Source organism: Reinekea blandensis MED297, from assembly GCF_000153185.1.
Lineage (GTDB): Bacteria > Pseudomonadota > Gammaproteobacteria > Pseudomonadales > Natronospirillaceae > Reinekea > Reinekea blandensis.
Genome location: NZ_CH724149.1, coordinates 633,145 through 655,628, shown reverse-complemented (window position 1 = coordinate 655,628; position 22,484 = coordinate 633,145). Strand labels below are relative to the sequence as shown.

General features: G+C 50.6%; 20 protein-coding genes. 12 read left to right on the top strand and 8 right to left on the bottom strand.

Going from position 1 to position 22,484, the window contains the following annotated elements:
• Window positions 1–119: 119 nt before the first annotated feature.
• Window positions 120–707, bottom strand: a complete 588-nt coding sequence (locus MED297_RS02985) for a hypothetical protein (protein WP_040556409.1) — start codon at window positions 705–707, stop codon at window positions 120–122.
• 335 nt (window positions 708–1,042) lie between these two features.
• Between MED297_RS02985 and MED297_RS02980 the strand changes: the two genes are divergently transcribed.
• Window positions 1,043–1,579: a site-specific integrase gene (locus tag MED297_RS02980; RefSeq protein ID WP_008042240.1), complete on the top strand. Its 537-nt coding sequence runs from the start codon at window positions 1,043–1,045 to the stop codon at window positions 1,577–1,579.
• Window positions 1,580–1,604: 25 nt separating this feature from the next.
• Here MED297_RS02980 and MED297_RS02975 read toward each other — a convergent pair whose 3' ends face one another.
• Both MED297_RS02975 and MED297_RS02970 read right to left on the bottom strand, forming a co-directional pair.
• Window positions 1,605–3,371 (bottom strand): acyl-CoA dehydrogenase C-terminal domain-containing protein, encoded by a 1,767-nt coding sequence (locus tag MED297_RS02975; RefSeq protein ID WP_008042237.1) that lies wholly within the window; start codon window positions 3,369–3,371, stop codon window positions 1,605–1,607.
• Between the two features lie 91 nt (window positions 3,372–3,462).
• Window positions 3,463–5,244, bottom strand: coding sequence for an acyl-CoA dehydrogenase C-terminal domain-containing protein (locus MED297_RS02970; RefSeq protein ID WP_008042235.1), 1,782 nt, complete (start codon window positions 5,242–5,244; stop codon window positions 3,463–3,465).
• Window positions 5,245–5,637: 393 nt separating this feature from the next.
• Between MED297_RS02970 and MED297_RS02965 the strand changes: the two genes are divergently transcribed.
• From MED297_RS02965 to MED297_RS02940, 6 genes are all read left to right on the top strand, one after another.
• Window positions 5,638–6,900, top strand: coding sequence for a lysophospholipid acyltransferase family protein (locus MED297_RS02965; protein ID WP_008042234.1), 1,263 nt, complete (start codon window positions 5,638–5,640; stop codon window positions 6,898–6,900).
• A gap of 84 nt (window positions 6,901–6,984) precedes the next feature.
• Window positions 6,985–7,551 (top strand): hypothetical protein, encoded by a 567-nt coding sequence (locus MED297_RS02960; protein ID WP_008042232.1) that lies wholly within the window; start codon window positions 6,985–6,987, stop codon window positions 7,549–7,551.
• A 94-nt stretch (window positions 7,552–7,645) separates the two neighbouring features.
• Entirely contained in the window at window positions 7,646–9,229 is a 1,584-nt protein-coding gene (locus tag MED297_RS02955) for an HDOD domain-containing protein (RefSeq protein WP_008042229.1), read from the top strand.
• A complete protein-coding gene (asd, locus tag MED297_RS02950) occupies window positions 9,229–10,080 on the top strand; it encodes an archaetidylserine decarboxylase (RefSeq protein ID WP_008042227.1) in 852 nt (283 codons plus the stop codon). Before MED297_RS02955 ends, asd begins: the two co-directional genes overlap by 1 nt.
• 313 nt (window positions 10,081–10,393) lie before the next feature.
• Window positions 10,394–10,705, top strand: coding sequence for a hypothetical protein (locus MED297_RS02945; RefSeq protein ID WP_008042225.1), 312 nt, complete (start codon window positions 10,394–10,396; stop codon window positions 10,703–10,705).
• A gap of 154 nt (window positions 10,706–10,859) precedes the next feature.
• On the top strand, window positions 10,860–11,420 hold the full coding sequence (locus MED297_RS02940; protein ID WP_008042223.1) for a ProQ/FINO family protein: 561 nt from the start codon (window positions 10,860–10,862) through the stop codon (window positions 11,418–11,420).
• A 21-nt stretch (window positions 11,421–11,441) separates the two neighbouring features.
• Here the strand turns inward: MED297_RS02940 and epmA are convergent, their stop codons facing one another.
• Both epmA and efp read right to left on the bottom strand, forming a co-directional pair.
• Window positions 11,442–12,392, bottom strand: coding sequence for an EF-P lysine aminoacylase EpmA (epmA, locus tag MED297_RS02935; protein ID WP_008042221.1), 951 nt, complete (start codon window positions 12,390–12,392; stop codon window positions 11,442–11,444).
• A gap of 92 nt (window positions 12,393–12,484) precedes the next feature.
• Window positions 12,485–13,057: an elongation factor P gene (gene efp, locus MED297_RS02930; RefSeq protein WP_008042218.1), complete on the bottom strand. Its 573-nt coding sequence runs from the start codon at window positions 13,055–13,057 to the stop codon at window positions 12,485–12,487.
• A 37-nt stretch (window positions 13,058–13,094) separates the two neighbouring features.
• Between efp and epmB the strand changes: the two genes are divergently transcribed.
• The 3 genes from epmB (at window position 13,095) to MED297_RS02915 (ending at window position 18,440) form a co-directional block, all read left to right on the top strand.
• The gene (gene epmB, locus MED297_RS02925; protein WP_008042215.1) at window positions 13,095–14,135 is read left to right on the top strand and encodes an EF-P beta-lysylation protein EpmB; all 1,041 of its coding nucleotides are present in this window, start codon (window positions 13,095–13,097) and stop codon (window positions 14,133–14,135) included.
• A gap of 234 nt (window positions 14,136–14,369) precedes the next feature.
• Window positions 14,370–16,151: a hypothetical protein gene (locus MED297_RS02920; protein WP_008042213.1), complete on the top strand. Its 1,782-nt coding sequence runs from the start codon at window positions 14,370–14,372 to the stop codon at window positions 16,149–16,151.
• A 204-nt stretch (window positions 16,152–16,355) separates the two neighbouring features.
• Window positions 16,356–18,440 carry an EAL domain-containing response regulator gene (locus tag MED297_RS02915; protein ID WP_008042209.1) on the top strand — a complete coding sequence of 695 codons (2,085 nt, stop codon included), beginning with the start codon at window positions 16,356–16,358 and terminating at the stop codon, window positions 18,438–18,440.
• Between the two features lie 36 nt (window positions 18,441–18,476).
• Here the strand turns inward: MED297_RS02915 and serB are convergent, their stop codons facing one another.
• Together serB and MED297_RS02905 are read right to left on the bottom strand one after the other, a co-directional pair.
• Window positions 18,477–19,688: a phosphoserine phosphatase SerB gene (gene serB / locus MED297_RS02910; RefSeq protein ID WP_202594503.1), complete on the bottom strand. Its 1,212-nt coding sequence runs from the start codon at window positions 19,686–19,688 to the stop codon at window positions 18,477–18,479.
• A gap of 17 nt (window positions 19,689–19,705) precedes the next feature.
• Window positions 19,706–19,885: a hypothetical protein gene (locus tag MED297_RS02905; RefSeq protein WP_008042205.1), complete on the bottom strand. Its 180-nt coding sequence runs from the start codon at window positions 19,883–19,885 to the stop codon at window positions 19,706–19,708.
• 222 nt (window positions 19,886–20,107) lie between these two features.
• Here MED297_RS02905 and MED297_RS02900 point away from each other — a divergent pair, with 222 nt between their 5' ends.
• Complete coding sequence (locus MED297_RS02900) at window positions 20,108–21,373, top strand: hypothetical protein (protein ID WP_154650827.1); 1,266 nt, start codon at window positions 20,108–20,110, stop codon at window positions 21,371–21,373.
• A gap of 24 nt (window positions 21,374–21,397) precedes the next feature.
• Window positions 21,398–21,715, top strand: coding sequence for a Rieske (2Fe-2S) protein (locus MED297_RS02895; RefSeq protein WP_008042201.1), 318 nt, complete (start codon window positions 21,398–21,400; stop codon window positions 21,713–21,715).
• 71 nt (window positions 21,716–21,786) lie between these two features.
• Here the strand turns inward: MED297_RS02895 and MED297_RS02890 are convergent, their stop codons facing one another.
• Window positions 21,787–22,410 carry a peroxiredoxin gene (locus MED297_RS02890; protein WP_008042200.1) on the bottom strand — a complete coding sequence of 208 codons (624 nt, stop codon included), beginning with the start codon at window positions 22,408–22,410 and terminating at the stop codon, window positions 21,787–21,789.
• Between the last annotated feature and the right edge of the window lie 74 nt (window positions 22,411–22,484).

Here is a 22,484-nt window from a genome sequence, read left to right as displayed (position 1 = left end):
TTGCTAATGATTTTGAGTAACTAGGGTACCTAACTCCTAGAATAGCCGCCAAAGGCGGTCGAGTGGAAGGCGCGGTCCCAGAACGAACTGGAACCATTTGTTATGTTTCGTTTCGCAAATTACACAATTTTCCCTATCAAACTAAACACTTCGTCTAGCAAGCCTCGTATTCCACTTTCAACTAAATCATATGATTTCGCAGCTTCGGGGTCACCCTGACAGGCTAGTGACATTTTTTCATAAACGCCAGATAGCTTTGAAATTGCAACAATGTAAATTTCTAGTTCGTGCAAAGGTCCCTGTTTAGAGAGCTCTATGTGACCTTGATACCAATAATAAAAATCCGATATATCTTGGTCTTTTTGAACTTTAGATATTTTGTGTTCTCGCGCAGTCATTAACCATTCTGAGTTTAACTTACCACTTTGTAAAAGAGCATTTCTTTTGTAGTCACCCAGAGATAGTCGCCTCTTGTCAATTTCTGGAACTACTGAAGAAAAAGCTACTCTCCATCGATCTGATGAGCAAGATTGATAGGAGTTTAAAGAGTTAATGTACCTTTTATTTGCCTCAACTATTTTTGAATTAATTTCTTGCTTTGAGGTTTCAAATGAATCTCTAAGAGCTGCATAATCTTTGTAATAAAAATCTCCAAAACTAGGAGATGAAAAGGCCATCAAGATTATAAATATTATTTTCCTCACCATATTTCTTATATCCTTATTTTTGTTCACTCTTTATATGAAAAAGAACCATAACAAAATATTCTATGTCGCATGACCATAAATCACGACGACCCAAAATCAGCCACCCTATCTCAGCTTGATCACCTCACTGCCCTTAATATTCTGCAACTCAAAGGTCATTGTCAATTTGAGGTCAACTTTATTGACGTCTTACGACCAAGCACCCCTGTTTATTAGTTTTTGCGTTCCAAATGCCCTAATTTTACGATTTAGCTCTTAAAATTTAACGCTCCCAACATCAAAAACTGCATATACATACAGTTAAATTTAACACTTTTAGCACATAGAGGTCAGTTATGGGAAATATTGATACTCGTTACACGATCGATATAAAGTCTTTGAGGTTTAATGACCGCTTCCGGCTATTTATTCGCAGTAAAGGTTTGGCTAATGCAACTGAAAAGACGTATTGCCTCTGGATTCGGCGTTTCATAAATCAAAATCGTTATCTCAGTGAACAAAACTTTGATCAACACGATGTTGCGCCCTTTCTAAATTATCTGGCCAATGAACGATACTGTTCCGTCAATACTCAACGAACAGCACTGAATGCGTTGGTTTTCTTGTTTGGTGAGTTCTTACAGCAAGATACGAGCAATCTTGATTTTGATTCCACCCTAAAAAATCGGAAAGTCCCCATGGTGTTAAGCCATGAAGAAGCCAATCGGAATATCCTTCATCTTTCCGATCTGCATCAGATGGTGGTTGAGTTGAAGTATGGTGGAGGCCTCAGAGTTTCTGAGGTAGTACGGTTACGGGTTAAACATGAAGTCAACAATCTGGAGTACCCAGGCGCGAACGGTTGGCGCAAAGCGCCGACAGCCTCATGTTAATCAGAGACTGCCAGCGCAAAGTAGATTAGAAATGCTCTGCAGGGATGTTCATCAACGGCTCACTTCCGGCCATGACTTTCGCAAAATAGGCTTGGCTCTCCGGCAACAGACGCTTGAAGAAGAAATTCGCAGTGGCTTGCTTACCAGCGTAGAAATCTCCCTCCTGCCCCTGTGTAGCTTTCAGCATTTTCAACCACATGTAACCATACGCGGTCAGACCGAACAGGTTCAGATAATCACAGCTTGCCGCACCGATGGCATTGCGATCCTCAGCCGCCTGGCTCACAACATAATCGGTGGCTTCAGAAAGCTGCTCCAATGCTCGCTTCAGCATGGACACTTCTTCGTCGAGGCCTGAGCACTCCGCCAGGAAGCTCTCGACTTCGGCACGGAACAGACGGAAAGATTCGCCACCATTAGCAACTACTTTTCGACCCATCAGATCCAATGCTTGAATGCCGTTGGTACCTTCATATATTTGCGCGATACGAGCATCACGAACGAACTGCTCCATACCCCACTCACGAACATAGCCATGACCACCGAACACCTGCTGGCCCAGAATGGTGGCATCAAGGCCCCGATCGGTGAAATAGGCTTTTGCGACCGGCGTCAGCAAGGCGACCATGGCTTCAGCGGTTTTCTTCTGTTCCGCATCGTCCGAACCCTTGGCTACGTCCAGCCACATACCCACGTAAGCCGCAAACGCCCGACCACCTTCGTTGTAGGCGCGCTGAGTTAACAGCATGCGACGAACATCAGGATGGACAATAATCGGGTCGGCTGCCTGATCAGGGTTCACTGCACCCGTGGGCGCGCGGGATTGAATGCGGTCCAATGCGTAAGCCCTAGCCGACTGATAAGATACCTCACCCAAACCTATGCCCTGCAGACCAATCGACAGACGCTCATAGTTCATCATGGTGAACATTGCCGCGAGTCCGCGGTTTTCTTCGCCTATCAGGTAACCAGTCGCGCCATCAAAGTTCATGACACAAGTCGCTGAGGCTTTGATACCCATCTTATGTTCAATACTGCCACAGCGCACGGCGTTACGATCACCCAATGAGCCATCATCATTGACCATGATCTTAGGAACCAGGAACAGCGAAATGCCTTTCGGACCGGCCGGTGCATCGGGCAGTTTCGCCAGCACCAGATGAATGATGTTCTCGTTGAGGTCGTGCTCACCGCCAGTAATGAAAATCTTGGTGCCGGTGATGTCATAACTGCCGTCACCCTTTGGCACCGCCTTGGTTTTCATGATTCCAAGGTCGGTTCCACAATGAGGCTCGGTCAGACACATAGAACCGGACCAGCGGCCTTCATACATTGGCGGCAGGTAGGTTTGCTTCAGGTCTTCTGAGCCATGCGTCAACAGACTCAGGCAAGCACCGGCCGTCAATGCAGGATACAGCGCAAACGACGTATTCGACGCATACAGCATTTCTTCAAACATGACGGTCAACATCTTCGGCATACCCTGCCCGCCGTAGTTCACGTCACCACTGAGACCGACCCAGCCACTTTCAGCATAGGTGGCGTAGGCTTCTTTAAAACCTGATGGTGTCGTCACCACACCATCGTTGTACTGACACTCTTCTTCGTCACCAGAACGGTTCAGTGGGAACAGCTCACCTTCACACAAGCGAGCCCCTTCCTCGAAGATGGCGTTGGCCAGTTCCATGTTCACTTCTGACGTAGCGGCCATCGAAGACCACAGTTCGTCCGCTTTAAAAACTTCATCCAAAACAAACTGAATATCGCGTAAGGGCGCTTTATATTCGGCCATGACTCAAACCTTTTTCTTGTTGTGAAAAAAACAACGGCCCGACCCTAGGGTCGAGCCGCTTTATTATGCATGCTTACGGGCACTCACCGGATCAGAAGGCGAAGTGCTCTTCATCCAGAGCCATCATTGAGTCCACACCCGACAACATCATCGTCTTATGCGATTCAGTACGCGGCAAAATGCGGTCGAAATAGAACGTCGCCGTTTTCAGCTTCGCCTGATAGAAGGCTGGCTCGTCGGTACCGGCATCCAGCTTGTCCTGAGCCGTTTTCGCCATCAGCAACCAGTAGTAAGCCAATGTGATATAACCGGAGTACATCAGGTAATCGACAGCAGCACCACCCACTTCTTCACGATTCTGCATGGCTTTCATGCCCACCTGCATAGTGATTTCACCCCATTCTTTGTTCAGAGCGGCCAGTTTTTCAACCAGTGGCTTCAGGGTTTCATTCTCAGCATTTGCTTTGCAGAACTTATGAACAATCTTGGTGAAGCCTTTCAGGCTTTCGCCCTGAGACATCAGAACCTTACGGCCCAGCAGGTCAAGTGCCTGGATGCCTGTCGTGCCTTCATAAAGCTGCGCAATACGGTTATCCCGGACGATCTGCTCCATGCCCCATTCGGCGATAAAACCATGACCGCCATAAACCTGTACACCGTGGTTGGCAGCTTCAGTACCGACTTCAGTCAGGAACGCCTTGGCAATCGGGGTCAGGAAGCTCAGCAGTTCGTCCGCTTCTTTGGCTTTGGCTTCGTCTTTCGAGTATTTGACCACATCCACCAGCTGGCTGGCGGCATGCATCATGACCCGACCACCTTCAGCGAATGCTTTCTGTGTCAACAACATGCGGCGTACGTCTGGGTGAACAATAATCGGATCGGCAGCCTTCTCCGGCGCTTTAGGACCGGTCAGAGAACGCATAGCCAAACGGTCCTTGGCATACTCAAGCGCACCCTGGAAAGACAGCTCGGCCGAGGCAACACCCTGCATAGCCGTACCCAGTCGGGCAAAGTTCATGAAGGTGAACATGCACTTCAGGCCCTGATGCTCAGGTCCGATCAAAAAGCCTTTGGCGGCATCGAAGTTCATCACACAGGTAGCATTGCCGTGGATACCCATCTTATGTTCGATCGAGCCACACTTAACGTCGTTGCGGGTGCCGTCTGGCAGGAACTTAGGCACGATGAACAGGGAAATACCTTTGGTGCCTTCCGGTGCGCCCGGCAGTCGCGCCAAAACGATGTGCACGATGTTTTCAGCCATATCGTGCTCACCGGAGGAGATAAAGATCTTGGTACCGGTAATTGCGTAGCTGCCATCACCATTCGGCTCAGCTTTCGACTTGAGGATACCCAGATCCGAACCACAGTGCGGCTCAGTCAGACACATGGTGCCGGTCCACTCGCCGGAGACCAGCTTAGTCAGGTAGGTTTCTTTCTGCTCATCGGTACCATGCAGTTCAATGGTGTTCATGGCGCCATGAGACAAGCCCGGGTACATGCCCCATGACCAGTTCGCTTCAGAAACAAACTCGTTTACGGCAGCGCCGATGGATTCTGGCAGCCCTTGACCGCCGAACTCTTCTTTATGACTGAGTGATGGCCAGCCATTTTCAACCCACTGCGCGTAGGCTTCTTTAAAACCGGTCGGTGTGGTGACTTCACCATCGTTGTAAGTACAGCCTTCTTCATCGCCGACCCGGTTCAGAGGGGCCAGTACGTCTTCGCAGAACTTACCGGCTTCGCTCAGGATAGCGTCGATCATATCCGGCGTGGCTTCTTCCGCGCCGATGGACTGGTAGTGGGATTCAGAATCCAGTACTTCATGCAGGACAAATTGCAGATCACGAAGGGGGGCTTTATATGTTGGCATTCTCTCTACCTCTCAAGTCACTGCTTGATGCAGCCTGTCTTGTTGTTATTGATGCCGGGACTGGCAACTCTCTCCGATACGCTCGCGAAGCCCCCGCATCGTATTCAAACGATCGTTTGAAACATACGTTCGGCTGATTTTAAAGTCAAGGCAGTCGCGTGGATTGGTGTGTTAAACGCAGATTATTTACCGAAGACCGGAACCAAACCGGGATTGTTTTGCCGAAATTTCATCAATCCAGAGGCTCAGTGAGCACTATCGGCACGCACTCATGGAATCGCCTGATGCTACGACCGGTAGCCTTTAGCTAAACTTTGTCGCTTTTGGTTTGAGCCCTGAGCCAGCCCAGTTAATCTGGCTTTATTGTTTACCGCGCAACAGGGTGGTTTCGCAGTGTCATTTACCGCTTATCTGCTTACCTTATTCAGCATTCGTTCTCACATCCATTTGTCAGATCGACCCCGCTCATTCTGGGGGCTGGTGCTGTCACTTTTTTATCGAAAAATTCACGTATCCGGGGTTGTTCCAGAATCCGATATCGCCACCATCGTGGTGGCTAATCACAGTAATGCCTTCATTGACCCCTTTACTCTGCAGGTCGCACTGAACCGTCCCTTGATCCGTACCATTCGTGCCGATTGGTTGCAGCACTGGCTGGTTAAATGGTTCGCCAGACTTGTCGGAGCCGTTCCTCTGACCCCGCGTAAATATCAAACGCCGCACTCAAATCGAGACAGTTTCCGGGTTTTGCAGAACGCGTTGGACAAACAGAAGTGGGTGGTCATTTTCCCGGAAGGCATCAGCCACAACCGCAGTCGCTTACATACCTTTCGTAACGGCGCAGCCACGCTGGCGAAGCACTATATAGAAGCCACCGGGAAACCGATTCGTGTCGTACAGATGTCCGTTTTCTATGGCGATAAATCCAGGCCCGGCTCTGACGTTTGGGTACAACTGGCGGGTATTGATCACTACAGTTCAACAGATGAACTAGCCCATGCTACCGACGTCAGCGAGCACTGGCGCCAAAACATTCAAGCTCAATTACCTCTGCATTTACGTAAACCTCAGCGAGAACAACTGACCTGGCTCAAAAATGCGCTGTTACCTGATGACCCCGTCAGCACAATCAGTCCGCCACAAGATTGGCCATCTTCGGCTCAGGTCACTCAATTACAGGCGTGGCTGAAAGTAGCCGGTCTCGACTTACAAGTGCTTCGTCTTCATTCAAGCGCCAGGTCTCAACTAGGTCGATTGTGGCACGAGCTGATGGTCTTTATTTCGGGGTTACCGGTCGCTCTTTTCGGTTTACTGATGCATGCGCCGATCTGTCTGCTGCACTATGGGCTGGTGTGCTACCATGCCCAAGCCGAAGACAAATGGGCCAGTAACACCTATGTGATTGGCACACCACTGTATCTGCTGTTCTGGATAACCCTAGCAATCACCATATCGCCCTTAATCGCGACCTCAATCGCGCTGGCCGGATTTTATGCAAACTACTACTGGCGCAGCTGGAGTCGGCGAAAAACAGCGCTGTTCACGGTATACCAGTGCCTAAACCACCCCATGTCCAGGCAGATCGCCTTGGAAGGCGCTGATTCAGCCCTGGCGTTGCTACAAGCTGAGTCCTCAACGGCCTGCGGCTCTTCTTAATCAAACAACTGACAGAAACATATCAGGAGTTGCCTTTTTCTGGGATTCGGATCCATACTGTCCTTAGTAGTTAAGGACAGACTGATGATTGGACGAGCCAACCAACCTCGCGATCTGGTCTGGAGCCTTGAGTCATTCAAGGCACCGGATACCGCGATTCGTTTTTTTGAACTGTTTCAAAACCGCTTTATGGTCTATTCCAAAGCCGTAGAGAAGATTTATTGTGAGTACGATACCCATCTCACCGGCCCATCCGGGCGGCGCCGGCTAGTCGTTTTACCAGATTTCAATCAGTACGAAGCCATCTTTAACCGCATCGGTCTCCAGGCCATTGAAGAAACCAGCATTCATATCTATCCGACGGTTCAGAATCAGAAAACGCGCTTAATGTTATCGGGCCAGGCGACCTCAACAGGCGAACTGGCACGTCTGCCACTGCGACAGGGCTTGCGCGCACTCAAAATGGGTTACTTCGATAACCGGACTATTATTCCGACGCTGATGTTGGGAGACCTTCGTGAGTTTCCTGAAAAACGCCTGCCATACCTTAAACTGCACTCCGTTAACACTGACGCACTCGATCAACAATCGGACTTCGAACGGTCCGATATTGCGAAAAGTGCCTGGACTCGCCTGAACCCGCTGTGCTGACCAATCGACACCTGATCGAGCCGCATTTTGATTGTTTCCGATGGGCCGTATAAACTTGCTTGGTTAATAACCTGAATCAGATAACCGACCTTACATGACAGCCCAGTCTCCATGGTTTACCAAGGTGCAGCAGTTAAACCTGCCAGCCGTGCTCCCGATCAGCGCATTGCCTGACTCTCAGGCATCTTTGGGCGAATGGATGACCATCATCCGTGAAGATCCGCTGCTGACCATCCACTTGTTTCGCTACGCCAACAAGATGCTGGCCAGTCACGATGTCTCGGTTAGAACCCTGGAACACGCTGTCAATCTGCTTGGCGCAACACGACTGGTCGCCCTGACCGGCAAGGTACAACGCGTGGATGGCAAAAGTGGTTCGGCCAAGGGTCTGCTCAGAGCCATCGGCGACAGCTTGCTTGCGGCCAGCCTGATGCGCCAATGGTTTGAAATACGTCAGATTCCATGGACTGAAGCCGACTATTGGGTCACGCTATTTTACGATTTGGGGATCTGGATGCTCTGGATTCTCGAACCGGAAAAAATGGAACACATTGAATTTCGGGTCAAACAGGGTGACAGTCGAGAACAGCTGCTCACCGACATGATTCAAATGCCTCTGCGACAATGGAACGCTATGCTGTGTGCGTACTTCCAACTGCCGGTACTCCCCGATGAAGACAATGAGCAGGTAGCGGAACAACCTGAACAACGCATCCAACCCTTTAAACAGTCGGCACTGAAGTTCTTTTTGCCATTCAGTCACGAGCTGGCCTTTTCGGTTCGTCAGAACTGGCATTCCGACTCATTGGATACTTTGTGCCGAACGGGTGAAATCTCGCTGGGATTGACCGAGTTTAAACCAATGCTGAAGCAATGGGTCGCGGTGGCAGCCCGCGAGTTTCGCCTGCCACACGCGGCTCTGGCGGCCAGGCGATTACTGGCGCAACAGCCCGCCGTCAGTCTGCAAAGAACATCCAGCGGCTTCAGTCAGGATGATATGAAGCGGGCAAACCAGCTTTCGCAAAACCGACCTGCCCCCATTGTTGACCCCACACCAGAGCCAGCACCCGACCTGGCGAGCTGGCCGGAAGCCAGATCAGCCACCCCATCAGCAACGCAACCCGGTCAAAGCGCGACAACTGGCCAGGGCAATCCAACGCCATCCCGACGTTCACAGGTGGATCTGAACATTCAACGCGAAATACGCCGACAGTTTCGAAATCAGAAAACCTGGCATTCGCCCATCGAAATTCAGGAAAGCGCCCTATATGGCCTGCGTAAAGGCCTGTCTCTGTCCAGAATCGTAGTCTTAGAGGAAAGTAATGGCTTCTGGGCAGCGTTTGACAGTGAAGGCTGTCAAAATCACCCGCTGTTGAGAAACCTGAAAGTACCAATGAACGCGTCCGATATTCTCACCGAGTTATCCAAACGCGTGACGGCGCTATGGGTCAACGACAACAATCGTCGTAAAGCGGGAAAAATGTTACCGCCGCCACTGCTGATGGCTGCTGAAAACGAGAGCTTTTTTCTGAGATCTTTTGCCATCGGCACCGACGTGACCATGTTGATCTACGCGGATGCCTTCGGTCAGGAAGAGCCGCTCAGCGCGAACGATTACCAGCTATTCCGTGAATATTGCGCCGACTGGAACACGGCACTGAACAAAATGAGACTTTGATGACTTTCCAAGATCGACTGTTTCTTGCAGCCCAGTTTCTGCTGCCGCACCAAACGTTATCACGCCTGATTGGCTGGTTTGCCGAGTCCGAGTGGCCGATCATACGCATGCCACTGATGCGATTTTTCCTGAAACGCTATGGTATTGACCTTTCAGAGGCTCAGCGGACGTCTTTATCAGACTATCGCAACTTCAACGATTTCTTTACCCGGGCTCTGGCAACGAATGCCCGTGACCTGTCTTCTCGCCCGGAGGCTTGGTTAAGCCCGGTAGACGCCGCCGTCAGCCAGTTTGGCAAAATCAACGAAGGACAGGTCATCCAGGCCAAGGGGAAGTCCTATTCGGTCGAAGCCCTGCTAGGTGGTCATGCCGGGATGGCCGAGCGATACAATAACGGCGACTTTATTACGCTTTACCTCTCACCCAAAGATTATCACCGCATCCATATGCCACGTCAGGCAAAACTGATCAGCACAACCTTCATCCCCGGCCGGCTGTTCAGTGTAAACCCATTAACAGCCAGCCATGTCGATAACCTGTTTGCCCGCAACGAGCGGCTGGTCTGTGAGTTTGAATCCGAAGCTGGACGATTTGTCATGGTCTTGGTGGGTGCGATGGTCGTAGCCAGTATCGAGACGACCTGGGCCGGTATCATTGCCCCGTTTCAACGACGAATTGTGCAACAGCACTTCAACAGTCAGGCAATCGAATTTGCTCAGGCTGAGGAAATGGGTCGGTTCCGACTCGGAAGCACCGTCATTATGCTGTTTGAACCCGGCCAAATTCAGTGGTCGAATGAGATTCAACCTGAGGCAACCGTTAAACTGGGACAACCGTTAAATCAAGCCTGAAGCATCGAATCAGCCTTACATATTGTTACACCTAAGGCTGGTTTTTCGCTAATTCTGACACCGTTAGCCCAATTCGGTTACAAAGCTTCGACCGAATGCCCTGTCCGCCTTCCATCCAGTCAACAAAATACGCCAAAAACGGCACAAATGTGCCGAAATACCGTCATTCTCGCACAAAATCATGATTTGAGAGCCACCTCACAAGATAGAAAACAGAGTGCGTATCCGTTCAAAAAACCAACAAAAAACGTTCGCATTGCTCGTTGGATTCACTACTTTAAATCCAACCTATATCGAGTGACCGGAGGTCAACATGGAACAGCTGATGATATTTTCTGAAACCAACATCTATATTTTATCCAAGCTCGTCGCCTTGGTAAGACGCGACACAGGCACCCGTCATCGCTTGAACTCCAATGACGCCATCCTCGGCCTACTCAAAGATGCATCCCTTTCTGCAGATGACCGCATTCAGAACTATTTCCATCGCTTTCTGGAAAATCTGAGCCCGGAACAACTGGTCGGGTTTAAAGGTGAGGGGTTACTGATCCCGGAGCAATATATGCGAAAGCCGGGACTGCTTCCGACACCGGTTAGTCGCCAATATGCCTACATGCCCCGCTGATTTTCATCCTGGTTGCGGTAAATCCAGATACCCGGATTACCGCAACCTGCTTTTCACGCAACAATTGCCGCCGAGCAGCCTTTTCAGCTTTGCAAAACCCGGATTACGGGGTATGCTGCGCCGCTCAATTTTAAGTTAATCGCTTTGCATAAACATGTCTGAACAGAATACCGCCGCAGAAAACAACGAAGTCAGCCAGAAAAAACTCGAGGCCAAACGTAAAAAAGAATACGAGGCGAATCGCAAAGCACTCGACGAGCTCTGCGAGCTGTATCCAGAGGTTTTTAACCCAACCCAACCTAAACCTTTGCAGATTGGCATACATGAGGCTATTGCTGCGGATGGAAAACTGTCTAAAACACGTATTCGCCGAGCATTGAACCTTTATGTCCGTATGCGTAAATACATCGCGTGTCTGACCACCGAAGGCGCTGAGCGGGTTACACTGGGCGGGGTTTCTACGGGCACGGTTACGGCTGAAGAAGCCCAACATGCTCAACAGAAGCTGGCAGAAATTGATAAACGCCGGGCAGCAAAGCGACCTGCAACCAAACCTGGCAAACCGAAGCGCAAGCCTCATCGTGCGGCAAAAGCACCGGCAAAAAGCCAGCGAAAATCAGCACCGCAGGCGGATACACAGAAAGACTCCCGCAGCGCCGAAGAACGCATGCAAGCTAAACTGGCGGCCCTGGTTAATAAAAAATCAAACGACTAAGTCCTATCGGACTTGCCGTAATCAGTTAAAAGCCAACGGGAAGGCCACGACCTCGTCTATGTGCGCCTTTCCCAATAACTTCATAATCAGCCGATCCAATCCCAAAGCCACCCCGGAGCATTCCGGCATACCTTGACTGAGTGCCGCCAGGAACCGTTCATCCAACTTTGGGATAGCCTGCCCATTAGCAAGACGATCCTGGCAATCCTGCTCAAACCGCTTGGCCTGTTCCTGAGCGTCCGTGAGTTCGTAATAGCCGTTCGCCAACTCCATGCCTCCCCAAAAAAGTTCAAATCTTCGGGCAACAAGAACGCCATCTATGCGCGAATGCTGAGCAAGCGCCGCCTGTGAGCTCGGGAAATTCTGCACAAAAACCAACGTTTCTGCTGGTAGTGACGGCTCAACAACCATCGCCATCAACGCGTCGAGACACTCGTCTCGCTTCCAGTTGTCGGGTGCTGCATTCAATCGGCTGCGAACCGCCGCCTGGAGCATGTCGAGGCTGGCACGATGTGGATCTGGCAGCCCTTGCGCTTCAAAAGCCTGAGCATAGGTGATGACTTGCCTTGGTAATTCCCGGATACCGGACACGTGTTCAATCAACGTCGCCACATCATCCATGAGTTCATTTTCTTGAAAACCAACGCGGTACCACTCGAGCATGGTGAACTCTGGTTGATGTCGCTGACCTTGCTCATCTTGTCGAAACACCCGACAAATCTGATAGATATCGCCGCTTCCAGCCGCCAGTAAACGCTTCATCGCAAATTCCGGAGAAGTATGCAGCGTCAGGCCTTCCGCTGTCTGCCAAGCATCCAGATTAACGTCAGTACCACCATAACTTGACAGAATCGGCGTTTCGACTTCCAGCACCTGATGCTGCTGAAAATATCGACGAATCTCCGCCAAAATCTCTGCTCGGCGTCGTAATGTCTGAATGCTGGCCGTCGGTTGCCATTGCGGGTTCGGCATTTGAGTTTCTCTTTTTACGGAGCTGAAAAGCTAAAAAAACCGCTCGGGAAACACAGTTCCGGAGCGGTCATTGATTAATCGGGAAGACGGGATCAGCTCTTCGCCCGACTCAGGTACTCTTTTGATCGGGTATCGACTCGGATCACTTCACCCTCGTTAATGAACAGAGGAACCTTGACCACCGCACCTGAGACCAGTTTGGCCGGCTTTGAACCACCGGTGGCCGTGTCGCCTTTGACGCCCGGGTCGGTTTCGGACACTTCCAGTTCAATGTGGTTTGGCGCGGTCACAGAAATCGGTGCACCATTAAACAGCGTTACCTGAAATACTTCCTGCTCTTTCAACCATTCAACCGTATCGCCCATCGCGGTTGCATCAGCACTGATCTGCTCGAAAGAGCCGTCAGTTTTCATGAAATGCCAGAACTCACCATCGGTGTAGAGGTACTCCATATCGATGTCCAGGACATCGGCACCTTCAATACTTTCGCCTGACTTAAAGGTTCGTTCCCAGGTACGACCGGTTTTAAGATTTTTCAGTTTGACGCGGTTAAATGCCTGACCTTTGCCCGGTTTAACAAACTCGTTTTCAACAATGGCGCAAGGTTCGCCATCCAGTAAAACTTTCAAACCTGAGCGGAATTCATTGGTAGAATAGTTCGCCATCGTTTTATCTTCTGCTAACTGTAAAAAAAGAGCGAGTATGATACCTGTTTCTGCAACAACTTTGGACACCTCCGATCAAATCGCATCAACAAAGGACAGTCAGCATTGGCAAAAATCAATCGCAAAGGGTTTTCGCACTCCGAGTGAGCTGCTCGATTACTTAAACCTCAAGACCAGTGAGCTGCCTTATCAAATCGACCCGAATAGCCCGTTCAGAATGCGGATCACACGCCATTTAGCGAGCCTCATGGAAAAGGGCAATCCTTTCGACCCGCTTCTTTTACAGCTCATTCCGCGCTTAGATGAAACCACTGAGCAACCCGGTTATCAGACCGACCCGCTGATGGAAGAGGATTATCAGGTCATCCCCGGGCTGATCCATAAATATCAAAATCGTGTTCTGATCATTGCTCATCAGGCGTGTGCAATCCACTGCCGATACTGTTTCCGGCGCCACTTTCCTTATTCCGAGGCCCGTTTATCCGAGTCATCTCTGGATGCTATTGAACAGTATATTCAATCACATTCGGACATCGATGAAGTCATCTTCAGTGGCGGTGATCCTCTGAGCCTGGCCGACGAGGCATTATCGAATCTCATTCAGCGTTTTGACCGACTTCCTCAGATTCAAACGGTACGCTTGCACACCAGGACCCCGGTTGCAGCACCCGAGCGTATAACTGAAACACTGCTGAATACACTAAATAATCTTTCCTGTCAGGTCGTCATGGTTGTCCATATCAACCATCCAAACGAACTGCATCCTGACTTACTTGCTAAGTTCCTGCGTCTCAGAGACATCAATGTCACGTTGCTTAATCAAAGTGTGCTCCTGCGCGGCATTAACGACTGCAGCAAAACTCAGATACGCCTGTGCAAACAGCTATTTGCCCATGGTGTTTTACCCTACTACCTGCACAGCCTCGATCCGGTTCAGGGCACTTCGCATTTTGACGTCAACCAACAGACAGCCGGTCAGATATGGCTGGAAATGCAGGCGGGCTTGTCCGGTTACCTGCTTCCTAGACTGGTCCGCGAGATTCCTCAGCGGCACAGCAAAACCTGGATCCACCCATAACCGTCAAACACTCCAACTTTTTGCTTAAAGCGTGAACGATTTGATTGCATGTGCGTTTAAAATTGACCACAATGCGAAAAAGTTTGAGACTGACTTCACATATTTTTACTCAATAAGCAGTGAGGTTACTGCTCTGAACACGCACCGGACGCGTATCAGACTCAAGCAAACAGAGTTCGCATTGACCACAGCAAAAAACAGCTATACTGACAGGGACGTATTAAAGAGAGTGTCATGCAATATCGTGATCAACCCTATTTAAATGTACCGGAACAGACACAGTCGACTTTAACGTTCTGTGATCCGACGGCGCGACAGCTAAAAACCTGGGTCGACAGTCTGCCGATGGCAAACATCGGAGAAACGTCGAGACAGCTTTATCATGCCGTCATTGAATTCAATCAGCTGAAAATTTCTGACGCATCCCGCCTGGAACTGATGGATCTGATCCGCGGCCCGATTCACTTTGTCTGCACTCAGTTAAACAATCGCTACCTGAATCAGGGTGTGGTACTCGACGACCAGCAACGCAAGGTCGCCAATCTCGCGCAAGCGCTTCAAACTCATTTGGCGATCGGCTATAAGATCGTTATTCAACACTTGCTGGCACAGGGCAATCTGAAGCAGAAAGCACCACTTGCCAAAGCCGTGCATCGGACACTGCACGAGCTGATTCCAGCGGTGTTGCGCTCCTATCAGCTGTACATTCAGACACCGGCTGGCATCTGGCAGGAAATCCACCAGCTGTATCAAATCGCCTCAGCGTTCAATCTTCAGTCTGAAATCATCCGCGACCCCGTTGAAAACACCGCGTTGAGCATTCAGCAGGTTTATATCAAAACATTGCTTTTAGGGGCGTGCCAGCCCAACCAGCTTCTGCAGCGGGAGTTGAGTGATGTCTATGAAAACCTCGGGCGATGGGCCACATTTTTGGATATTGACGAAGTCGCCGATGAGAAATCGGTGCTGGTGATTAATCCGGAAATCGACAGCTCACCGCAGTACCGATACCTGGTTAAAAAATCCAATCTGACCGACTATCTGGGCATTAATGCGCTGCCACTCGTTCGGCTGCTGCACAACGACTATAAGTTATTATCATCTGCCGATCGTCCACGAGCACCGGCCATTGTGCCTGAACGCTTTAATCTGGGGCTCCTCGAGCACCTCATTCAGTCCTGGGGAGGTATGAAACAGCGCAGCTTCTCCCGGACAACCGCGACCGGACAGGTCAATATTGCCGTGGGACTGACGGCAACGCACTATCACATTGCCGGCGAAATCGGTTTTTACTCACTGCTTTTCGGAGCCGCGACTCACAGCGATAACCCTTTCATTGGCGCGGTTGGCAGCCGATTCAGTGCGTCCGACACACAGGCAGTCCGGTCTCAACAGGACGTTTGGGAAGATGCGTTTGATGCTAACGGCCATCCGAGAATGGCTCGTGAAGACGCCATCGACTTTGAAGCTGAGAAACAGGAATCTCACCCTCGATTTACCGGCCAGCTGGTCAACGTGAGCCCACGCGGATACTGCATTCAATGGGTCGATGCGGCCGCTCCGAACCTGAAAACCGGTGAAGTCATCGCCATCAAAGAAGACCAGCTGCAACACTGGAATCTGGGTGTTGTGCGCTGGATTCGTCAGGGCAAGGACATCGGTACTCAGATGGGCGTTGAACTGCTCGCGCCTAACAGCAAACCCTGTGGCATCCGTCAGCTGCACAAGACCGGTGCTCATGGTGACTATCTGAGGGCACTCTACATCCCTGAAATTAAAGCGATTGGGCAGGACGCTTCCGTGCTGACCCCTCGATTACCATTCAACGTCGGAAATAAAGTCACTATTAATCTTGAAGGTCGTGAGGAGAAGTATCAGCTGACCAAACGCATCCTGGCCACCGGCATTATCAGCCAGTTCCAGATCCGCCCAGTGACACAAAAGAGCACCCAACCCGAACGAGCCAGCTCACCGGCCGACTCCGACAACTTTGAAAGCCTCTGGCGACAGCTCTAGAACGCGGGTTCTAAGCCCGCAAACCGCCATTGAACAGTGTCAAAACATGATCGAGCCCGTTGTTGACGCTTTTTTAACCGATCTGTATTTCAAACCGCCAACTTTGTACCACTTTTACGAATCGATTGGGCATAACGGTGTGCAGCTGGACCGTTTGTCACTATACTTCAACCAGTCATCCATTTATTTTGAGCCGTTGAGTTTATGAGTCCATCGTCCAGCAGCGCTATCCGCATACTGCTAATTCATGACACGCAAAATGAAGCTGAGCCGATTGCTAATGCCCTGCGTAATGCGGGACAGGCCGTGCGAAGCCATTTTATTGCCTCTCTGGACGAGCTGGCCAAGGTCATCGATGAGCAGACGTGGGACATCATGCTGGTTCGGCTAAACACCTCAACGGTGGATGCCACAGAAGCCGTCGAAACCGTTCAGCGCGAAGGTAAAGACATTCCTATGATCGGGCTGATCGATCAGTATGATGAAGACATTATCTCCAGCGCACTCGACATGGGCATTGCCGACGTCATTGTTGAATCCTCCGAACAACACCTGGTTCAAGCGGTTCGACGCGAAGTGGCCTCATTACGCAGCCGTCGCGAACTCAGAACCCAGCGGATTGCGCTAAAAGAAACCGAAAAACGCTGCCAGTTGCTGCTTGAAAGCTCTGTCGACGCCATCGCCTATGTTCACGAGGGTATGCACATCTACGCCAACCCGATCTACATGGACATGTTTGGCTATGATGACATTGAAGAGCTGCAGTGTACGCCCATTATGGATCTAGTCAGTGGCGAAGAAGTCAGCCATCTGAAAGACGCTCTGAAAGGCTTTAAAGAAGGTAAATCGGGCGAACTGACGACCAAAGGCCAAACGACAGACGGTGAGACCTTTGGCATTCATATGGACTTTTCCAGCGCCAGCTATGAGGGCGAACCCTGCACGCAGATTATCATCCGTAAAAACGATGTGAATGAAGCGGTTCTGCAGGAAAAAATCCGGGAAATCAGCAGTCAGGATCTGGTCACGGGTCTGCACAATAAGCTGTATTTCAACGAGCAATTGGATAAAGCCTATCAGCGGGTCATCAACGACTCGACCCGAATGCTGGTACTGCACCTGGGCCTTACCAACTTTAATGAAGTCAAGTCGGCTGTCGGTGTCGCCGGCTCCGATGTGATCCTTAAGGATCTGGCTGAACAGTTACAGATCCATCAGCCGGACAACAGCATCCTGGCACGTTATGCCGATGATATGTTCGCATTACTCTTGCCATCGTCCGATCTCGAGGCTGCGAAAAAGGTCATCAATCACACCATCCAATCGGTACAGGAACACTTGTTCGATGTGGATGGCACCACCGTGCCGGTCAAACTAGCCTGCGGTATTGCACACATTGACGAAGCTTGCAAAAACGGTAATGAAGCGCTGGTCCAGGCGGATCAAGCTTTCAGCCAGGCCCTTCAATCCGGCGAGCGGCTGGCTTACTTCGACAAATCTGACATTGCCAACCTGGCCGATAATTCACTGCTCGCGAAGGTCGATCACGCCTTGATGCACGATGGTCTGCGGGTCCAGTTCCAACCGATTATGAGCCTTCGGGGCGACAGCCAGGAACATTATGACATTCTGGTTCGCCTGATTGATAAGGACGGCTCAGATATTCTGGCAGACGACTTTATCCCGGCCATCGAAAACAGTGAACTCAGTGGTAAGCTGGATCGCTGGGTGGTGCAACAGTGCATCGAAGCGCTCGCCGAACACCGTCGACGGGGTCACAACACTCAACTGCTGATCCATTTGACCGCCGCATCCATTCAAGACCCGACGTTCCTGCCCTGGGTGAACAGCCTGCTGAAAGCGGAAAAACTGCCCGGCGACTCGATCTGCTTCCAGATCACCGAACAGATCGCGCATTCGCATTTGAAAGCCGCCAAAGCCTTCAGCAAAGGCTTGTCGTTGCTCAAATGTCAGCTTTCGATTAACCAGTTTGGCGTCGGAGATAATGGCCTCGCCCTAACCCGTCACTTAGACATCAACTACGCCCGTATCGACGGCTCCTTTGTTGAACAACTGGTCAAAGATGGGCAAGCCTCAGACGAGCTAACCGCTTTACTGAAAGCCATCCATCAGAACGACATCAATTCCATTGTTCCGAAAATCGAACATGCGGAAGTACTGGCCTCATTGTGGGAACTGGGTGTGAACTATATCCAGGGCTACTATTTGCAGGCTCCGCTGGATGATATGGACTATAACTTCGAAGCAGATGAGGAAGAGGCGGTTTAATACCGCCTGGTAGACCGATTAAGATTATCTAAAGGGTCAGTGTATTTCCTGGTCCCGAAAGCCCAGAAAGTACAGCACAGCATCCAATCCCAGTGTCGAAATCGAATGGCGCGCGCTTTCCTTAACGATAGGCTTGGCACGAAACGCGATACCCAGCCCGGCTTCGCTTAACATCGGCAGGTCATTTGCGCCATCACCAACAGCAATGGTCTGCTCAAGTTGAATGCCTTCCTGCTCCGCCAACTGCTTTAGCAACGCGGCCTTTTTCTGACCATCGACGATATCGCCCTTCACCTCACCACTGACCTTTCCGTCAACAATGTCCAAATGGTTGGCAAATACAAAGTCGATACCCAGCTTCTTCTGAAGGTACTCACCAAAATAAGTAAAGCCACCCGACAAGATAGCGGTCTTATACCCGTAAGCTCTCAGTGTCGTCATGAGACGCTCGGCACCTTCCGTGATCGGCAACCGCTCTGCTATGCCGCGCAGGACCGACTCATCCAAGCCTTTTAATAACGCCATACGCTCCCGGAAGCTCTGTTGAAAATCCAGTTCGCCCTGCATGGCCCGTTCGGTAATTTCAGCGACCTGAGCTCCAACCCCGGCAGCGGCGGCGAGTTCATCAATGACTTCGGCTTCAATCAGCGTCGAATCCATATCAAAACAAACAAGGCGACGGTTTCGCCGATAGACACTGTCGACTTGAAACGCCACATCAACGTTCAAATCGGCACTGATCTGTAAAAATTGTTTACGCAGAGATTCCAGACTGACGGGCTGACCTTGCAGCGTCAGCTCTATGCAGGCTTTGTCAGACTTTGCCTGAGATTCGCGTGATACCCGGCCAGTCAGACGGGAAATATCTTTGATGTTCAGACCCTGCTCAGACACCGCTCTGGAGATGTGCGCCAGATGCTCTGCCGTCACCCGCCGCGCCAGAATGGTTAACACAAACCGGTCTTTCCCCTGCTGCTGAACCCACTCTTCATAGGCACTGTCGGTCACCGGAGAGAATCGTATTTGAATATCGCGCTCGTGTGCCTGATACAACAACTCTTTCATCATCGTCGCATGATCGGCTGACTCTGGTAATTGAACCAGCATACCCAGCGACACCTGATCATGAATAACAGACTGCCCAATATCCAACAAGGTAACCTGGGCATCGGCAAGAATCTGGCTTAAAGCCGCGGTCAAACCAACCTGGTCTTGACCGCTGACTTTTAACATTAGAATGGTGCTCAAGGACGTCTCCGCAAAGGTCAGCTTTTCAGACGGCTTACAGACTTAAGCGCGTCTTCGGCCAGATCCTGAAGCTCCAGAATCAGATCGTCGGTTTCATGAGTCGACAGCGCACGTACACGGTCCCGGGGACTCATTTTAACCAAGCCCTGCTTCAACGCTTCTAACTGTTCTTCTAATTGTTTCACTGCATCGCTCATGCACGCACCTCACGTTAACTGATTAATATTCAACCGCCCTGTACATTCTTTGCATCTGTTTGATCACCCGGCGATGATTTTTGGCTGCAAGGGCTTTAGTATGGGACATCAGACCGCACCGGAAATCGGTCGGACACCATTGTATAGACTGAGTATTTTTATTCCAGCACCATGCATAATCTCAAATGGATCCTTCAGCCCCTGACAGCCATCGCGCTCGGCATGCTGTTCACACTCAACCTACTGCTGTACTTCTTCTGGTACTTGCCTGGTTATGACAATCTGAATGCCGCTACCGATCAGTTGGGAACGAGCCTGGCCCGCAGTCTGGCCTTTGAAGCCACAACCGGCTTGTACGACGCCGACCGGGCCGCTATCAGCAACTTGCTGAATCGCTATGCTGATCAGACCGACGTTCTGATCACACGTGTACTGTCTGAAGAAGCCGGCGGCATGGCACTGACATCCCGAACCAAAAACTCACCGCAAAACCAGGGGCGCCTGTATCAGCACCCGATTCATTTCAGTAATGCCTTACTTGGATATGCGGAGGTTGAACTGAGAGAAAGCAGGCTTGGTCAATGGCGATCACAGGCTCTCGCCTCATGGATTTTATTTGACATGATCGGCCTGGCCGCTCTGGCGGCTTTCATCTATCTGAGAACGCAACACCATCAGAAACGCTGGCAGGGAGTCTCACAACAACTGGAAGAACAACTGCCAAACATCTATGCACAATTAGATGGCACTCCAGAGCAACAGCTGGAACAGCTCCTGTCTTTACTCAGCGGGCCAATCAATCAACACGGTCAACTGATTCGGCATCTGCAGCAGAATGCGTTGTCCGACGATACCGAGCGCCTGCTCGAACAGATCGAAATGGTCTCCGATGGGGACTACCGGGATGTCGCACTGGTCTCCATCCAATGTCAAAACTGGGACAGTTTAATCCGAACCTATCCAGCGAATGAGCTGCAGATGCTGTGGAACGACTATGAGTCCCTGATGATTCGTGTCGGCGAGCTGTATTCAGGGATTCTGCTGCCCGATGGCTTCTCATTGGCGTTTGGACTCAGAGAAGATGACTCCTTTGCCTTTAACGCTTTGTGTGCGGCCCGCGTGATTCATCTGGCCCTGGCTGAAATGGCTGAGCGCAACCAACGACTGTCACCAAGGTTTGGTATCGCCGTCAGCGCCGGTCCGGCGTTTGTCAGCAAAACGCGAAAACATGGCATACCACTGCCCTTGGTGACTGGCGATGCGGCAGATTGGCTCTCACACCTGAAAACTCAGTTACCTGTCGAACAGATCCTGCTGGCTGAACCCATCCTGCAGTTTGAAGATGTGAATCAGCAGATCGAAGCGTCACTGTTGCGCGATATTACTCTGCCAGACGGTGACCGGCTTGAAGTCTGGGAGTTAGACCGAATTAACGACCGGGACGACCTGCTGGCCATACAGGCCAGAACTCTGATTGACGCCGCTTAACCCCGACTATTCGAAGGAGTACCGATGACCGTTCTTTGCAGTATTCATGATTTGGAAGACAGTACCTCCAAAGGCTTCGCCAGCCATGTCGGACCCGTTTTTGCCGTCAAATATGACGGTCAGATCTTTGTCTACAAGAACGAATGTCCGCATTTGGGCGTCAATCTTGAGTTTCAGCCAGATGAGTTTCTCGACTCAGAAGGCCAGTTGATTCAATGTTCGACGCATGGCGCTCTGTTCAACATTGAAGATGGCCATTGCTTGTCCGGTCCCTGCCAGGGCGATTACCTGACGCCGGTCGAGCATGTGATTGAAGACGATCAGATCGTTATTCCAAAATAAAACTCCGGTTTTGCCTTTCAGCAGACACAAAAAAGCCCGCGATTGCGGGCTTTGAATATCGATGGCTTTAATTAAAGCTTTTCAGAGTTACCAGCCAGGTACTCTGCAACGCCATCAGGGGTGTTTACCATACCAGCGTCGCCTTTCTGCCAACCCGCTGGGCATACATGTCCGTTTTCTTCAAAGAACTGCAACGCTTCAACAACACGGACCAGTTCGTCGATGTTACGGCCAATCGGCTCATCATTCATGTGCTGAGCACGAACAACGCCGGATTTATCGATTACAAAAGATGCACGGAACGCAACGCCTGCTGGGTAGTAGCTGTCGCCACCAATAGACTCAACACCAAAGGCTTTACAGATGTCGTGGTTCATATCACCTACCATGGTGTACTTCACTTCACCGATACCGCCTTTGTTGACCGCTGTGTTACGCCATGCATTGTGCGTGAAATGTGAATCGACAGAAACCGCGATGACTTCAACACCCAGCTCTTTCAGGCGATCAACACGGTGATCCAGTGCGATCAACTCAGAACGACACACGAAGGTGAAGTCCAGTGGATAGAAGAACACCAGGGCATATTTGTCCTTAATGGTGTCGGCAAAATTAAATTCGTCAACGATCTGACCATCACCCAATACCGCTGGTGCAGTGAAATCCGGTGCCTTACGTCCCAATAAAACGCTCATGTGTATCTCCGTTTGTTGTCAATGTTGATGAGAGCCTGAACCGAAGACGCCATACCCGTCAACAGTTCCATGAA

Excerpts from the sequence above, each read along its gene's own strand:
- MED297_RS02985 (WP_040556409.1), bottom strand. The coding sequence starts at position 707 with ATGGTGAGGAAAATAATATTTATAATCTTGATGGCCTTTTCATCTCCT.
- MED297_RS02980 (WP_008042240.1), top strand. The coding sequence starts at position 1,043 with ATGGGAAATATTGATACTCGTTACACGATCGATATAAAGTCTTTGAGG.
- MED297_RS02975 (WP_008042237.1), bottom strand. The coding sequence starts at position 3,371 with ATGGCCGAATATAAAGCGCCCTTACGCGATATTCAGTTTGTTTTGGAT.
- MED297_RS02970 (WP_008042235.1), bottom strand. The coding sequence starts at position 5,244 with ATGCCAACATATAAAGCCCCCCTTCGTGATCTGCAATTTGTCCTGCAT.
- MED297_RS02960 (WP_008042232.1), top strand. The coding sequence starts at position 6,985 with ATGATTGGACGAGCCAACCAACCTCGCGATCTGGTCTGGAGCCTTGAG.
- MED297_RS02955 (WP_008042229.1), top strand. The coding sequence starts at position 7,646 with ATGACAGCCCAGTCTCCATGGTTTACCAAGGTGCAGCAGTTAAACCTG.
- asd (WP_008042227.1), top strand. The coding sequence starts at position 9,229 with ATGACTTTCCAAGATCGACTGTTTCTTGCAGCCCAGTTTCTGCTGCCG.
- MED297_RS02945 (WP_008042225.1), top strand. The coding sequence starts at position 10,394 with ATGGAACAGCTGATGATATTTTCTGAAACCAACATCTATATTTTATCC.
- MED297_RS02940 (WP_008042223.1), top strand. The coding sequence starts at position 10,860 with ATGTCTGAACAGAATACCGCCGCAGAAAACAACGAAGTCAGCCAGAAA.
- epmA (WP_008042221.1), bottom strand. The coding sequence starts at position 12,392 with ATGCCGAACCCGCAATGGCAACCGACGGCCAGCATTCAGACATTACGA.
- efp (WP_008042218.1), bottom strand. The coding sequence starts at position 13,057 with ATGGCGAACTATTCTACCAATGAATTCCGCTCAGGTTTGAAAGTTTTA.
- epmB (WP_008042215.1), top strand. The coding sequence starts at position 13,095 with ATGATACCTGTTTCTGCAACAACTTTGGACACCTCCGATCAAATCGCA.
- MED297_RS02920 (WP_008042213.1), top strand. The coding sequence starts at position 14,370 with ATGCAATATCGTGATCAACCCTATTTAAATGTACCGGAACAGACACAG.
- MED297_RS02915 (WP_008042209.1), top strand. The coding sequence starts at position 16,356 with ATGAGTCCATCGTCCAGCAGCGCTATCCGCATACTGCTAATTCATGAC.
- MED297_RS02905 (WP_008042205.1), bottom strand. The coding sequence starts at position 19,885 with ATGAGCGATGCAGTGAAACAATTAGAAGAACAGTTAGAAGCGTTGAAG.
- MED297_RS02900 (WP_154650827.1), top strand. The coding sequence starts at position 20,108 with ATGCTGTTCACACTCAACCTACTGCTGTACTTCTTCTGGTACTTGCCT.
- MED297_RS02895 (WP_008042201.1), top strand. The coding sequence starts at position 21,398 with ATGACCGTTCTTTGCAGTATTCATGATTTGGAAGACAGTACCTCCAAA.
- MED297_RS02890 (WP_008042200.1), bottom strand. The coding sequence starts at position 22,410 with ATGAGCGTTTTATTGGGACGTAAGGCACCGGATTTCACTGCACCAGCG.